The sequence below is a fragment of the Stenotrophomonas sp. Iso1 genome, assembly GCF_027497995.1.
Classification (GTDB): Bacteria; Pseudomonadota; Gammaproteobacteria; order Xanthomonadales; family Xanthomonadaceae; genus Stenotrophomonas.
Window position 1 is genome coordinate 287378 of the sequence record NZ_JAODBT010000001.1, and the last position, 14938, is coordinate 302315.

At 63.9% G+C, this 14938-nt stretch carries 12 protein-coding genes; 6 read left to right on the forward strand and 6 right to left on the reverse strand.

The window, feature by feature from the left end; genetic code table 11:
• Window positions 1–155: 155 nt before the first annotated feature.
• Complete coding sequence (locus PAN08_RS01040; protein ID WP_269789700.1) at window positions 156–1952, reverse strand: monovalent cation:proton antiporter-2 (CPA2) family protein; 1797 nt, start codon at window positions 1950–1952, stop codon at window positions 156–158.
• 325 nt (window positions 1953–2277) lie between these two features.
• On the opposite strand from PAN08_RS01040, the gene mgtE reads away from it, so the two are divergent.
• The 3 genes from mgtE to PAN08_RS01055 all read left to right on the forward strand — a co-directional run bounded on the left by mgtE (window position 2278) and on the right by PAN08_RS01055 (window position 7434).
• Window positions 2278–3648, forward strand: coding sequence for a magnesium transporter (gene mgtE, locus PAN08_RS01045; RefSeq protein ID WP_269789701.1), 1371 nt, complete (start codon window positions 2278–2280; stop codon window positions 3646–3648).
• A gap of 263 nt (window positions 3649–3911) precedes the next feature.
• Window positions 3912–6617, forward strand: coding sequence for a bifunctional acetate--CoA ligase family protein/GNAT family N-acetyltransferase (locus tag PAN08_RS01050; RefSeq protein WP_269789702.1), 2706 nt, complete (start codon window positions 3912–3914; stop codon window positions 6615–6617).
• A gap of 79 nt (window positions 6618–6696) precedes the next feature.
• Entirely contained in the window at window positions 6697–7434 is a 738-nt protein-coding gene (locus PAN08_RS01055) for an alpha/beta fold hydrolase (RefSeq protein ID WP_269789703.1), read from the forward strand.
• A gap of 139 nt (window positions 7435–7573) precedes the next feature.
• Here the strand turns inward: PAN08_RS01055 and dkgB are convergent, their stop codons facing one another.
• Entirely contained in the window at window positions 7574–8374 is an 801-nt protein-coding gene (gene dkgB / locus PAN08_RS01060; RefSeq protein ID WP_269789704.1) for a 2,5-didehydrogluconate reductase DkgB, read from the reverse strand.
• 83 nt (window positions 8375–8457) lie between these two features.
• Window positions 8458–9672 carry an MFS transporter gene (locus PAN08_RS01065; protein ID WP_269789705.1) on the reverse strand — a complete coding sequence of 405 codons (1215 nt, stop codon included), beginning with the start codon at window positions 9670–9672 and terminating at the stop codon, window positions 8458–8460.
• A 125-nt stretch (window positions 9673–9797) separates the two neighbouring features.
• Between PAN08_RS01065 and PAN08_RS01070 the strand changes: the two genes are divergently transcribed.
• Window positions 9798–10700 (forward strand): LysR family transcriptional regulator, encoded by a 903-nt coding sequence (locus tag PAN08_RS01070; protein WP_269789706.1) that lies wholly within the window; start codon window positions 9798–9800, stop codon window positions 10698–10700.
• Window positions 10701–11187: 487 nt separating this feature from the next.
• Here the strand turns inward: PAN08_RS01070 and PAN08_RS01075 are convergent, their stop codons facing one another.
• Both PAN08_RS01075 and PAN08_RS01080 read right to left on the reverse strand, forming a co-directional pair.
• The gene (locus PAN08_RS01075; RefSeq protein ID WP_269789707.1) at window positions 11188–11487 is read right to left on the reverse strand and encodes a hypothetical protein; all 300 of its coding nucleotides are present in this window, start codon (window positions 11485–11487) and stop codon (window positions 11188–11190) included.
• A gap of 81 nt (window positions 11488–11568) precedes the next feature.
• Window positions 11569–12528: an aldo/keto reductase gene (locus tag PAN08_RS01080; protein WP_269789708.1), complete on the reverse strand. Its 960-nt coding sequence runs from the start codon at window positions 12526–12528 to the stop codon at window positions 11569–11571.
• 185 nt (window positions 12529–12713) lie between these two features.
• Between PAN08_RS01080 and PAN08_RS01085 the strand changes: the two genes are divergently transcribed.
• Both PAN08_RS01085 and PAN08_RS01090 read left to right on the forward strand, forming a co-directional pair.
• Window positions 12714–13571 (forward strand): methyltransferase, encoded by an 858-nt coding sequence (locus tag PAN08_RS01085; RefSeq protein WP_269789709.1) that lies wholly within the window; start codon window positions 12714–12716, stop codon window positions 13569–13571.
• A gap of 147 nt (window positions 13572–13718) precedes the next feature.
• Entirely contained in the window at window positions 13719–14255 is a 537-nt protein-coding gene (locus tag PAN08_RS01090; protein ID WP_269789710.1) for a pseudouridine synthase, read from the forward strand.
• A 225-nt stretch (window positions 14256–14480) separates the two neighbouring features.
• On the opposite strand, the gene PAN08_RS01095 is transcribed toward PAN08_RS01090, so the two are convergent.
• Complete coding sequence (locus PAN08_RS01095) at window positions 14481–14837, reverse strand: hypothetical protein (protein WP_269789711.1); 357 nt, start codon at window positions 14835–14837, stop codon at window positions 14481–14483.
• Window positions 14838–14938 lie beyond the last annotated feature (101 nt).

Sequence of the window (14938 nt, forward strand, 5' to 3'; positions counted from 1 at the left end):
CGCCAATTGATCTTGTAATGCCGGGCCACGCTCGGCGGAGACTCTATCTGGTTCGCGCTAAGTGGCGTCCTCAGCGTGCGGTCTCAACGGGCACTGCCGCGCAGCGGTAGAAGCAAGGCGGCGCTCCGCCGCGTGCTGCGGCGTTTCCTGCCCGCTCACCTCTCGCTAGGCTTGGTGTCGCTGGCGTCGGCTTCGAACAGATGCATCAGATCGGCACGTGCGTCGCGTGAGGTCTGCATCACCGCAGCTTCATCGTCGTAGACCAGGTGCTGGGCCTTGAGCAATTGCTCGTCATGCTCGCGGAAGCGTTGCACGTGGTCGCGTGCGGTCTCGGCGGGAATGCCCAGCGCGGTCAGCACGCGCTCACTGGTTTCAAGGCTGGAGCCGAACACCTCGCGGAACGGTTCGGCCGACATGTCCAGCAGCTTCCAGGCGTGTTGGCGGTTGCGGGCGCGCGCCAGCACCGTCGCGCCGGGATACATGCGGCGTACCAGCCGCACCGCGCGCAGGTTGGTTTCCGGGTCGTCCATGGCCATCACGAAGACACGGATGTGTTCCGCACCGGCCGACCGCAGCAGGTCCGGGCGGGTGGGATCGCCGTAGTACAGCTGGTTGCCGAAGCGGCGCAGGTCTTCCACCGTGTCCGGGTCGGCCTCCAGTGCCACGAACGGAATGCGTTGCGCGGTCAGCAAACGCGCTACCACCTGGCCAAAGCGGCCCATGCCGGCAATCAGTACCTGCGGCCGCTGCGCGCCGGCATCCTTCAGCGCGGCGTCCGGCGCATGCTCCGGGCGCGCTTCGGGCTTGCGAAGTTGCAGCACCCGCTGCAGGCCAATCATCAACAACGGCGTGATCGCCATCGACAGGCTGACGACTGCCACCAGCCGGTCGTGGTTGATGCGGCCCAGCAGGTGCGCGCGCTGGGCTTCGTTGAACACCACGAAAGCGAACTCACCGCCCAGCCACAACACGCTGCCCAGCATCAATGCACTGCGCAGCGGCATGCGCGCGGCCAAGCCCAGTGCGAGCAGGATGGAGAACTTCACCAGCAGCAATATCGCCACGCCACCGGCAATCACCATCGGCTCGGCGGCCATGCGGTCCAGGTTGATGCCCATGCCCACCGCGATGAAGAACAAACCCAACAACAGGCCTTTGAACGGTTCTATCTGCGATTCGATCTCGTGGCGGAATTCCGAATCGGCCAGCAGCACACCGGCCACGAAGGCGCCGAGGCTGGCACTGAGGCCGGCTTCGGTCATGATCCACGCGGTACCCAGCACCACCAGCAGCGCCGTGGCGGTGAACACTTCGGGCATGCGCGTGCGCGCCACAATCGCGAACAACCGCCGCAGCACCGGCCGGCCCAGCACGATGACCAAGACGAGCACGCCCAACGCAATGCCGGCGTCTTGCCACGTGAGGGTTTCGTTGCGCACGCCACCCAGCAACGGAATGGCGGCCAACAGCGGAATGGCGATCAGATCCTGGAACAGCAGAATCGCGAAGCCGAAGCGGCCGTAGTCGCTGTTCAATGCCTTGTGTTCGGACAGCAGCTGCAGGCCCACTGCGGTGGATGACAGCGCCAACGCGGTGCCGATCACCAGCGCGCTCTTCCAGTGGAAGTGGTACATCAGCAACAGACCGCCGAGGACGCTGGCAGTGAGCAGTACCTGCACACTGCCGCCGCCGAATACCGGCCGCCGCATCACCATCAACCGCGACGGCGACAGCTCCAGGCCGATCAGGAACAGCAGCATCACCACGCCGATTTCGGCAGCGTTGAGGATGCGGTCGGCGTCCTGCACGAAGCCCAGCACATGCGGGCCCAGCACCACACCGGCAGCCAGGTAGCCCAGTACTGCGCCCAGCCCGAATTTCTTGAATATCGGCACGGCAATCACTGCCGCCAACAGCAGGACCAAGGCCAGTTCGAGACCGCCGCTATGCATGAAACCGTGCTCCGTGGGGCTGTGCAGATGCACCGGCATCACAGCGAAACCGGCCCGCGCCATTATGCGGGCTGCGCTGTCAACGAAAGCGAATGCGCGCCCAACCGAGGGCTGCATCTGCCCGGGAAGCGGTTGACCCCGCCCGCCAACAGGCCCAGACTCGCCCCGCTGCCGGCGAGCCCGGTGCAGCACCCTCCCGGAGTCAAACCCATGTCAAGCGACAGTAGAAGTCGACCTCGATCGACACCAGCGGTGACGAACGCCTGAGTGGGCCGGTTCGCCAGTGCGGGTGTTGCGTGGTCGCATCGCAAACAGGCGAATCAACATGAACCAGAAGCAGCTCCTGCGTCCGGTGGCCGATGCGGCCACCCTGAGCGCACCTCTTGCCGATTTCAATACCGCGGATGCGGTGGAATACCTCAACACCCTGACGTTGCTCCGCGCGGCCGACACACTGGCGGCATTGCCATTGCCGCGTGCGGTCAAACTGCTGGAAGCTCCCGAACTGCAGCGCGCCGGTGAGCTGGTGGCCGCGCTGGCACCGGCCCGTGCGGCCGCCTTGCTGGGTTTGATGGCCGATGACCGTGCCACCGATATCGTCCACGAGCTGGATGCGGGTGAGCGGGCGCGGCTGATCCCGCTGCTGGCGCCGGAAGCGCGCCAATCCATCCAGTTGCTGCTGAGTTACCCGCCGCGCACCGCTGGCGCTTTGATGACCACCGAGTTCGTCGGCGTGCCAGCGGATTGGACGGTCGCGCAGACGCTGCAACATATCCGCGAGGTGGAGCGCACCCGCGAGACGGTCTACGCCATCTACGTGCTCGACCCGCAGACCCGACAGCTGCAGCAGGTGGTGACCATGCGTCGCCTGATCACCGGTGCGCCAGAAGACTCCATCGTTGACGTGGCGCAGACCAATCCGCCGGTCACCGTTGGCCCGCAGCTGGATCAGGAAGAAGTGGCGCAGCTGATCCGCCGCCACGACCTGCTGGCCATCCCGGTGGTGGACGCACAGCAGCAGATGCTGGGTATCGTCACCGTGGACGACATCCTGGACGCACTCATCGACGAGTCCACCGAAGACGTGCACAAGTTCGGCGGCGTGGAAGCGTTGGACAAGCCCTACATGCAGATCGGTTTCTTCGAGATGTTGCGCAAGCGCGCCGGCTGGCTGAGCGTGTTGTTCCTCGGTGAAATGCTCACCGCCAGCGCCATGCAGCACTACGAAGACGAACTGGCCCGCGCGGTGGTGCTGACCCTGTTCATCCCGTTGATCATGAGTTCCGGCGGCAACTCTGGTTCGCAGGCCACGTCGTTGTTGATCCGCTCGTTGGCGCTGCGTGAACTGCGCCTGCGTGACTGGTGGCGGGTGGCGCTGCGCGAGCTGCCCACGGGCTTGGTGCTGGGCGGCATCCTTGGCCTGCTGGCCATCGTCCGCATCACCATCTGGCAGCTCGGCGGTTTGCATGATTACGGCGAGCACTGGGTATTGCTGGCAGTCACCATCGGCGCGGCGTTGGTTGGCATCGTTACCTTTGGCTCGTTGTCCGGTTCGATGCTGCCTTTCATCCTCAAGCGGCTGGGCTTCGACCCGGCCAGTGCCTCTGCGCCATTCGTGGCCACGTTGGTGGACGTGACGGGACTGATCATCTACTTCAGCATTGCCGCGCTGATTCTGGGTGGAACGTTGCTGTGAGGCCGGTTGCGCCGGGCCAAGCCCGGTGGGGCCCTCATCACGGTTGCCAGAAGGACGGGTGAAGAGGAGTGACGAGTGCGGAAGGGCCAAACGAAAGTGAAAGCACTCCGCCCCAACCCTCCCTTTCGCAACGCGAAGGGGAGGGTGCTGGTGGCTTTGCCTCTGCACCCACGCACTCCCAACCGCCAGCTCCTTGATTCAACGCATGCCACTTCCACAGCGGGCCGTGTACCTTTGATCACGTTTCCGCAACTGGCGTCGTCATGAGCACTTATCACCTGCAAACCGTGTTCCGCCCCCGTTCGGTTGCCGTCATCGGCGGCAGCCCACGTGAACGGTCAGCAGGGCGCGCGGTGATACGCAATCTGCGGGCCGGCGGCTTTGCCGGGCAAATTGGTTGGGTCAATCCGCGTCACGCCGAAATCGACGGCATGCGCACGGTCAAAAAGCTCAAGGATCTGCCGTGGATACCGGACCTGGTGGTCATCACCGCACCGGCAACGATGGTGCCGCAAGTCGTGGCGCAAGCGGCCGAGCTGGGTGTGGCGGCCGCCATCCTGTTGACGGCCGGTTTGGGCAGTGGCCCAGGATCACTCGCAGCGCAGGTGGAGGCGGCGGCGCGGCCCAAGGGCATGCGTGTGCTTGGCCCACATTGTCTGGGCGTTATCGCACCACATGCACGCCTCAACGCCAGCATTGCCGCACACACGCCGCAGGCCGGTGACCTGGCGCTGATTTCCGAATCCAGTGCGATTGCCGCCGCGCTGGTGGAGTGGGGCGTGGCGCGTTCGATTGGTTTCTCGGGCGTGGTGTCGCTGGGTGATGCGCTGGACGTGGACTTTGGCGACCTGCTTGATTACTTCGCTTCGGACTACCGCACCCGCGCCATCCTGTTGTACGTCGACCAGATCAGTGACGCGCGCAAATTCATGTCCGCCGCACGGGCAGCGGCCCGCGCCAAACCGGTGGTGGTGGTCAAGGCCGGCCGTCAGCCCAAGCCCAACGGTGAGGGCATCAGCACCCATTCGCAGGCATTGGCGGCCTCTGATGCGGTCTATGGTGCAGCGTTCAATCGCGCCGGCCTGCTCCGCGTCAATGCGTTGGACGAGTTGTTCACCGCCGCTGAAACGCTGGGCCGCCTGGGTACGTTCCCAGGCCGACGCTTGGCCATCCTCAGCAACGGCGGTGGTGTTGGCCGGTTGGCGGTAGACCAGCTGCAGGCGTTGGGCGGTTCGCTGGCCGACCTGTCGCCCGCCACCATCGCGCAGTTGGACAAAGTGCTGCCCGAAGGGTGGTCGCGCGATAACCCGGTGGATATCGTGGTGGATGCCGACGGCGGGCGTTATGCCTCGGCCATCGAAGCGTTGCTGTCCGATGACGCCAACGACGCGGTGCTGGTGATCAACGTGCCCACGGCATTCACGTCGTCAGCCGATGCCGCCCAGGCATTGACCCACACGTTGGGGTTACGCTCGCGGCAGTTGCGCGAAAAGCCGGTGTTTGCGGTGTGGTTGGGTAACGATGACCGTGCCACGGTGACGCTCAACACCGCGCGCGTGCCGACCTATCCCAGCGAAGCCGAGGCAGTGCGCGGCTTCCAGCATCTGGTGAAGTATCGCGAGGCGCAGGCGGCGCTGATGGAAACCCCGCCCAGCCTGCCATCCGATTTCGTGGTGGACGTTGCTGCCGCGCGCGCACTGGTGGACGCCGCGCTGGCCAACGACCAGCAATGGCTGGACCCGGTCGCCACGCATGGCTTGCTGCAGGCGTACGGCATTCCATCGCTGGAAGTGATGGTGGCGCGCGACGCGCACGAAGCGATGGATCTCGCCCAGCCGTTGCTTGAGCAGGGCGTGAGCGTGGCGGTGAAGATTCTATCGTCCGACATTCCGCACAAGTCGGAAGTGGACGGCGTGCGTCTGAACCTGAGCACCTTGCCGGCGGTGCAGGCGGCGGCTACGTCCATCCTGAAACGCGCACGCGAGCTGCGCCCGCAGGCGCGCATCGACGGTGTGATGGTGCAGCCCAGCCTGCTGCGGCCCAAGGCGCGAGAGTTGATCGCCGGTATCGCGGACGACCCGGTCTTCGGCCCGGTGGTGGTGTTCGGCCGTGGCGGGACGGCAGTGGAAGTGATCGACGACAAAACCCTGGCGCTGCCGCCACTGGACCTGCGGCTTGCCCACGAAGTCATCGGCCGCACCCGTGTGTCGCGCATCCTCAAGGCCTACGGCAACGTGCCGGCCGCCGATGAGCGGGCGGTCGCACTGGTGCTGGTCAAACTGGCGCAGCTGGCGGCGGATATTCCGGAAATCCGTACGCTCGATCTCAACCCGCTGCTGGCCGACCGCAATGGGGTGATCGCGCTGGATGCGCGCATCGCCATCGCCCCGGTCAAGCGCCTGCACAAAGGGCGCGGCCATCCGCGCTTTGCGATCTTCCCGTATCCCACCGAATGGGAGCGCAGCATTCCCTTGTCCGATGGCAGCAAGGTGTTCATCCGCCCCGTGCGACCGGAGGACGATGCGTTGTTCCGCGCGTTCTTTGCGCGTGTTACGGACGACGACCTGCGGCTGCGCTTCTTCCAGTCGGTGAAGCATTTCAGCCACGAGTTCATCGCACGCCTTACCCAGCTCGACTACGCGCGTTCCATCGCATTGGTTGCCATCGACCCGAAGACTGGCGACATGCTCGGCGCAGTACGCCTGCATGCCGATGCGGACTACAACCGCGGCGAGTACGGCATCCTGATCCGCTCCGATCTCAAGGGCCACGGCATTGGCTGGAAGCTGATGCAGATCATGATCGAATACGCACGCTGGCAGGGCTTGAACATGGTGGAAGGCCAGGTATTGCGTGAGAACACCACCATGCTGGCGATGTGCCAGAGCCTGGGCTTCAAGGTGAAATCCGACCCGGACGACTCGACCCTGATGAATGTCACGCTGCCGGTGGCCGAGGGTGCGGTGTAGCGCTCAGGCGGGACAAGCACCGCCACTGCGTTCCAGCGGTGGCGCTGCCACTCACTCGCGGCAGGTTCACACTACCGCCATGGACATCGCCCCTACCGGGAACCCTCCCGAGAAAATCCCCTTGCTGCTGTTGCCGGGACTGCTCAACGACGCAACCCTTTGGCGCGCGCAGCTTGAGGCACTGGCCGATATCGCCGATTGCCAGGTCGGTGACCTCACCCGGCATGATTCGCTGCGGGCCACCGCCGAGGATGTGCTGTCGCACGCGCCGCCACGGTTTGCTTTGGCCGGCTTCTCTCTGGGGGGCTACATCGCCCAGGAAATACTGCGAATCGCGCCGGAGCGGGTCACCCATCTGGCGTTGCTGGACACATCGTTCAAGCCCGATTCGCCCGAGCGCGCCGCACAACGCATCGCACAGCAAAATAGCGTGCGCATGCCCGGTACGTTCCACGGCTTTGGCGACACGCTGATGCGCAGCTACATCGATGCCTCGCGGCTGCACGATCAGGTGCTGGTGGAGACCGTGCGCGGCATGACTTCACGGCTGGGAGCGGACGTGTTTCTGCGCCAGAGCCGTATCGAACGGGTGGATGGCAGCGAGGTGCTGCGCCAGTGGCGTGGGCCGACGCTGGTGATCTGCGGCAAGAATGATGCGATCACGCCGTTGACGGTGAGCGAGCAGATGGCCGCTTTGTTGCCACAAGCCACGCTGGTGGTGATTCCGCAATGCGGGCACCTGGCGCCGCTGGAGAAGCCGCAGGAAGTGAGCGCTGCGATGCGGGAGTGGTTGGTGGCGCCGAGTGGAGATGTGTGAAGTAAAGCCCTTCTCCCGTTTACGGGAGAAGGTGCCCCGCAGGGGCGGATGAGGGCGCTTTTGAGCTTTGCTTGCTAGAAGCTTCCCCTCACCCCAACCCCTCTCCCGTATACGGGAGAGGGGCTTAAGTGCAGAAGCTTCAATCCCAAGCCGGCGCGATTTCTGGATTCGCCACGCGCTCGCCGCGATCCAACGTAGTGATCTTGGCCATATCCTCATCATCCAATCGCAGCTCGGCAGCCTTCAGATTGCTGGCCAGATTCTCGCGCCGCGTCGAAGACGGAATCACTGCGTAGCCCTGCTGCAACGCCCAGGCCAACGCCACCTGTGCGGTCGTCGCTTGGTGCTTTTCAGCGATGGCTTGAATCACCGGGTCCTTCAGTACCGCGCCATACGCCAGGCTCATGAACGCGGTGACGTGGATGCCTTGTTCGCGCAGGTAACCGATCAACGCGCGGTTCTGCAGATACGGGTGCACTTCAATCTGGTTGGTAGCGATGGCGTCCGCGCCCAGGATATCGATGGCCTGACGGGTCAGGTCGACGGTGAAGTTGGAAATGCCGATGGCCTTGGTCAAGCCCTGCGCTTTGGCTTCCGCCAGTGCGCCGAGAAACTCGCGCATCGGTACGTCATCGTTGGGCGAAGGCCAATGGATCAATGCCAGATCAACATGGTCGGTACGCAGCTTGCGCAGGCTTTCACGCAGGCTGGCCAGCAGGCCGTCGTGGTGGAAATTGCTGATCCATACCTTGGTGGTCAGGAACAGCGACTCACGCGGCACCTTGCCACTGGCCAGTGCATCGCCCAGGTCGGCTTCGTTGTCGTAAATCTGCGCAGTGTCGAAGGCGCGATAGCCCAGTTCGAGCGCGTTGTGTACCGAATCGGTGAGCACCTGGCCTTTCAGGCGGTAAGTGCCAAGGCCAATGGAAGGAACAGTCATTGAGGTTCTCCTGAAGATGTCGCGACGCAGGCTACGCCGTGCATCGCGAACGGAAAGTAGTGGGTGGGCGAGATGGGGGTACGTCAGTGCGCGGCGACGGCGATGCCTTCGGCACGATCGTCAATGCCATCGCGGCGATCCAGGCGGCCGCTGAGCACGGTTAATCCGTAGGCGGCCACCACCACCAGCGCACCCAGCCATGGCGTGTGCATCAGGCCGATGTGGTCAACGACCAGCCCACCCAGTGAGGCACCCAGCGCGATACCCACATTGAACGCGGCGATGTTCAGGCCCGAGGCCACGTCGGTGGCCTGCGGCACGAAACGCTGCGCCTGCTTGACCACATAGACCTGCAGGCCCGGTACGTTGCCGAACGCCACCGCGCCCAGCGCCAGCACCGTCAACAGCACCAGCCAGGTGTTGTGCGCGGTGAAGGTGAGCACGAACAACACCAGCGCCAGCAGCGCGAAGATGCGCTTGAGTGCAGGAATCGGCCCCATCTGGTCAGCGAGGCGGCCGCCCCACAGGTTGCCGATGGCCACCGACACGCCGTACACCAGCAGTACCAGGCTCACCGCATTGGCGGAAAAGCCGGTCACGTCCTGCAGGATCGACGCCAAATAAGTGAAGGACAGGAAGGTGCCGCCGTAGCCCAGCGCAGTGATCGCGTACACCAGCAACAAACGCGGCTGCGCCAGCACCGCGAACTGCTGGCCGAACGTGGCCGGTGCACTGCGGGGCAGGTTGCGTGGCACAAACAACAGGCTGCCGATCAGCGCGATCACACCCAGTGCGGCCACGGCCAGAAAGGTCGCCCGCCAGCCCAGATGCTGGCCGATGAAGGTGCCCAACGGCACGCCGGTAACGAGCGCAACAGTCAATCCGGTGAACATGATGGCAATCGCGCTGGCGGCCTTTTCCTTCGGCACCACCGAGGTGGCGATGATCGAGCCGATGGAGAAGAACACGCCATGCGCCAGGCCGGTCAGTACGCGCGCCACGATCAGCGAGCCGTAGCCTGGCGACATCCATGCGATCAGGTTGCCAACGGTGAACAGCACCATCAGCGCGACCAGCAGTGCCTTGCGTGGCACCCGGCCGGTGAGCGCAGTGAGCACCGGTGCGCCGACGGCCACGCCCAGTGCATAGAGGGACACCAGCAGGCCGGCCGAGGGCAGGCTGACGTGCAGGTCGGCGGCGATGGTCGGGATCAACCCGACGATGACGAATTCGGTGGTGCCGATGGCGAACGCACCTAGCGTCAGCGCCAGCAGGGCAAGGGGGATGCCACGGGACATGGGCGTTTCCGGGGATGGACGAGGCTGCGAAGTCTGCGCGCCCAACTCTTGCCGAAAAAGCGGTCTTAATGCCAATGACTGTTGATTTTTAGTCAATAATTGGCCGTCTCCCTGACCCCATGCCCATGAAAACCACCCTCGACGAGATGCAGGCCTTCATTGCGGTGATCGACGCCGGTTCAATCACCGCTGCGGCCGAGCAGCTGGAGCAGACCACCTCCGGCGTCAGCCGCGCGCTGGCCCGGCTGGAAGAGAAGCTGGGCACCACGTTGCTGACCCGCACTACCCGGCGCCTGCACTTGACCGAGGAAGGAGAGGCTTTCCTGGAGCAATCGCGCGGCATCGTCGCCTCGGTGGAGGCGGCCGAGGAGCAGATCGCCGCCCGTCGTGAGCGGCCTTCTGGCCGCCTGCGCGTGGATGCGGCCATGCCGTTCGTGCTGCATGTCATCGCGCCGTTGGTTGCGGGTTATCGCGTGCGTTACCCGGAAGTCGCGCTGGAGCTCAACAGCAGCGAGCGCTACATCGACCTGCTCGAACGCCGCACTGATGTCGCCATCCGCATCGGTCCATTGGCCGATTCCACCCTGCATGCGCGGCCGCTGGCGCACAGTCGTCTACGCATCCTCGCCAGCCCGGCGTATCTGCAACAGCACGGCACGCCGAAAAACGTGGCTCGGCTGCGCGAACACGCCTTGCTGGGGTTCAACGAGCCGGATTCGTTGAACCATTGGCCGCTGCGTGACGAGGCCGGCACGCTGCTGCACGTGCGGCCGGTGCTGGCGGTATCCAGCGGCGAAACACTGCGGCGACTGGCATTGGAAGGCGCAGGCATCGTCTGCCTGTCCGACTTCATGACCGAGCGTGACCGTGAAGCCGGCACGCTGATTGAAGTGTTGCCAAAGCAGACGGTGGAAATACGTCAGCCGATCCACGCCGTGTATTACCGCAACACGGCGGTGTCGGCGCGGATCACTTCGTTCCTGGATTACCTGGCGCAGGCGATGGTGAACGCGCCATTCGCGCGGTGAACGCAGCGTAAGGCTGCTGCGCTTAAGCCCTTCTCCTGCGGCTGCGTTTAAGCCCCTCTCCCGCTAGCGGGAGAGGGGCTGGGGTGAGGGGGATCGAAGTCATTTGCTGGCCGAGTGCGGGTCTTTCCGAAGCTAATCGCAAAGCGCAGAGCACCCCTCATCCGCCCCTTTGGGGCACCTTGCTTAAGCCCCTCTCCCGCTGGCGGGAGAGGGGTTGGGGTGAGGGCGTCGAAGTCATTTGCTGGCCGAGTGCGGGTCTTTCCGAAGCCAATCGCAGGGCCTAAAGCACTCCCTCATCCGCCCCTTTGGGGCACCTTCTCCCGTTAACGGGAGAAGGGAGAGCAAGAGCAAGAGCAAGAGCAAGAGCAAGAGCAAGAGCAAGAGCAAGAGCAAGAGCAAGAGCAAGAGCAAGAGCTCAAAGCCAAAGCCAAAGCCAAAGCCAAAGCCAAAGCCAAAGACTCACCGCATTGCCCTCGGCCTCGGTCCTTCAGTGCATCCCTTGTCCGGATTCCGCGTGGTGCCAGGCATGTCGCACCAGCCAGCGGGCTTCATCCCATGGCACGGCCAGTGACGGGTTGTGCCGGTGATAGCTGTCCTGCAGCACTCGGTAGAGCTGTTCCTCGTTGGCACGGGGATACGCTTGATAGACGTCGTAGCCCATTTCCAGCAGGCGCTGGTAATGGTCGAAGTCGTGTTGGCCAAGCCGGCCGATGGCGTGGACGCCGCGCCAATAGGCGAGTTCGGCGTCACGATTGATGGCGCGCTGGGCTGCGGATGTGGTCTTCATGGGTAGGACTCCATTCGCGGTCTACCCCCTGTCCGGCCGATGCTACGACGCGTCCCGCGTCGCGTCCAATCACCGCCGCATTCAGCTTTGATCGGCGCTGGCCACGTCCAACTGGGTGATGTCTGCTTCCGAAAGCGCCAACCGCGCGGCAGCCAGTACATCGTGCAACTGCTCCACGCCGGTCGCGCTGACGATGGGAGCGGTGATGCCGGGGCGGGCGATCAGCCAGGCCAACGCCACCTGTGCTGGTGTGGCCTTGTGCGCGGCAGCCAGGTCGTCCAACGCAGTGAGGATGCGCAGGCCGCGTGGGTTGACGTAACGCTCCACCACTTTCGCGCCGCGCGCGCTGCTTTTGGCTGCATCGTTGGCGCTGCGGTATTTGCCGGTGAGGAAGCCACTGGCAAGTGAGTAGTAACTGATCACGCCCAGCGAATGTTCACGGGCCAGTGGCTCCAACTCGGCTTCGTAGCCTGCGCGGTCATAGAGGTTGTATTCGGGCTGCAATGTTTCGTAACGCGGCAGGTGGTAGTCGGCCGATACTTTCAGTGCATCGCGCAGACGCTTGGCGCTGTAATTGGAGGCACCGATGGCGCGCACCTTGCCCGCGTCGATTAGGCGCGCGAATGCACCCAGCGTTTCTTCCAGTGGCACCGATTCATCGTCTTCATGTGCCTGATACAGGTCGATGACATCGGTCTGCAGACGGCGCAGCGAATCCTCGACGGCGTCATTGATGTTGTCGGCTGACAGGCCCGGGTGTTCGGCCCATTTGGCTACCTTGGTGGCGACCAGCACCTTGTCGCGCTTGCCACTGTGCGTGAGCCAACGGCCGATGATGGTTTCCGACTCGCCACCGCGGTTGCCCGGCACCCACGCCGGGTAGACGTCGGCAGTATCGATCAGGTTGAAACCGGCATCGACAAAGGCATCGAGCAGGGCGAAGGAGGTTTTCTCATCAGCACTCCAGCCAAAGACGTTGCCGCCGAAAGCGATGGGGCTGGCCTGCAGGCCGGAGCGACCAAGTTCACGGAGCTGGGTCATGTGCTTCTTCCTGTTTTTTCTCAAGCCTCGCAGCATAGACGCAGATGGTTCCGGTGCGATGGCAGCAGGGGCGAAAACAGCGTTCCGCATTGCATTCTCTTGCTAACGCAATGTGAACATTCGTGGCGCATTACCGGTGATTCAACGCGTGCTAGGCTCGCGCCACACCCTTGCCGGAGTACGTGATGAACAAGCCAGTCCCGTTGCTGTGTGCCTGTCTGTTGGGCGTGGGCACCCTGATGTCCAGCCTGCCCGCGTTGTCCAAGGATGGCGCAGTTGCCGTCACCGAAATCCAGGTATCGCCGCAGTTGCAGGCGGCAGTGACCAACAGTAGTCGTACGGCGGCCAATATCGTGCGCGATGAATACCGCCATCCGGCGCAGACGCTGGCGTTCTTCGGCCTGCAGCCGCAACAGACGGTGATCGAAATCACCCCGGGTGGTGGCTGGTATGCGGAAATTCTGGCGCCGTACCTGCGTGAGGGTGGCCAGTACGTAGCAGCAGTAGTGGATCCATCGGCGTTGCCAGCCGGTGGCGGCCGTGATTACCAGCAGCGTTCACGCGATGGGCTGGCCAAGAAGTTCGCCGAAGCCCCGGCACTGTTTGACCGTGCCACTGAAGTTGCCTACAACCCGGCCGCTCCGGTGCTGGGCAAGCCGGGCACGGCCGATGTGGTGCTGACCTTCCGCAACGTGCACAACTGGCGTTCCAACAACCAGGCCGAAGGATTGTTCCGCGCGTTCTTCGACGTGCTCAAGCCCGGCGGCGTGCTGGGCGTGGTCGAGCACCGTGCCAAGACGGACGTGCCGGCTGACGACAAGAGTGGCTACGTCGGTCAGGCGCAGGTGATTGCCATGGCCGAGGCGGCTGGCTTCAAGCTCGATGCCAGCAGCGAGGTCAATGCCAACCCGCGCGACACCAAGGACCACCCCAACGGCGTGTGGACACTGCCGCCGTCCAACAACCATGACGCTGCCGATGCCGCCAAGTACAAGGCCATCGGCGAGAGCGACCGGATGACGCTGCGCTTTGTGAAGCCTTGAGGGTGGCGGGGGAGCGGGGAATGGGACAATGCGGCGGCGATACGTGCACTGCTCCGCCACTGAAAGTGGGAGCTGATCCTGGAGATGCTCTCGCCACGCGCCGCAAACGTTCATTCCCCACTCCCTGTTCCTCGACGCCTGTCTTGCATGCTCATTGCCTTCAATAAACCCTTCAACGTTTTGTGCCAGTTCACCGACCGCAGCCAACCGCCGCGCGCGACATTGGCCGGTTTTGGCCTGCCTGCCAACGTGTATGCCGCCGGCCGCCTGGACTACGACAGTGAAGGGTTGCTGCTGCTCACCGACAACGGCAGCCTTGCCCATCGTTTGACCGACCCGAAGCACAAGCAGCCCAAGACCTATTGGGTGCAGGTGGAAGGCGTGGCAACCGAAGACAAATTGCAGGCGCTGCGTGATGGCGTACAGCTCAACGACGGACCAACCTTGCCGGCCCGGGTACAGTTGCTGGAAACCGCACCGGCGTTATGGGAGCGCGACCCACCGGTACGCTTCCGCAAGACCGTGCCGGATGCCTGGTTGGCGGTAACGATTACCGAAGGCCGAAACCGGCAGGTGCGGCGCATGACCGCTGCCGTGGGATTGCCGACGCTGCGGCTGGTGCGCGCGTCGATGGGGCCGCATGCGCTGGGCGCGCTGCAGCCAGGGCAATGGCGGGAAATCTGAAGGGCAGGAGCGTGTAAAGACGGAAGTGGGAGCGGAGTGGTTGTTGCTCTCTTTCACTTCTCACGGCGCGTTACCTGCTCGCACCGCCAACATTGTTGGTCAGATGAGAAGCGGTGGAAACCAGTAGTGAGTAACGGTTGAAGCCAGAGCAGAGCTACTGCGCTTTTCTCACTTCCCGTAATTCTTCACTCACTCCTGGCTTCCACGCACCTCTGCTTCAATGCTTCAGGCGTCGCTACCGATATCGCTGGTTTCGTCGGTGACGCTGGCTGCATGGCGGCGGCGCTGGGCGATCTGGCGTGACTTGGCTTCCACGGCGTCATTGTCACGCTTGTTCTTGCGGTACAGCGCGTAGCCCAGCAGGCCCAGGCCGACGGCGGCCACGGCGATGGTAGCGGTGGGGTTGCGCTTGGCAACACGGGTCACGGCCTTGCCGCTGGTTTTCATCGCACCGATGGCAGCACCGGCCTTGAGCCACTCGGCGGCATTGGCACCGCCACCCTTGAGGCTGCCGCCTGCGTGGTTGACCAGTTCCATGGCGCGCTCCAGCGCCGGACCAGTGATATCGCTGAACTTGCTCATGTGGGGAGTCCTTGTTGTCGCGGGTTAGGTGCCCATTTTCGCTGCATGGGCGTGTAGGGGATGTTAGCCGGTACGGCGGAAGTCTGGAGTGGGTGGGATTC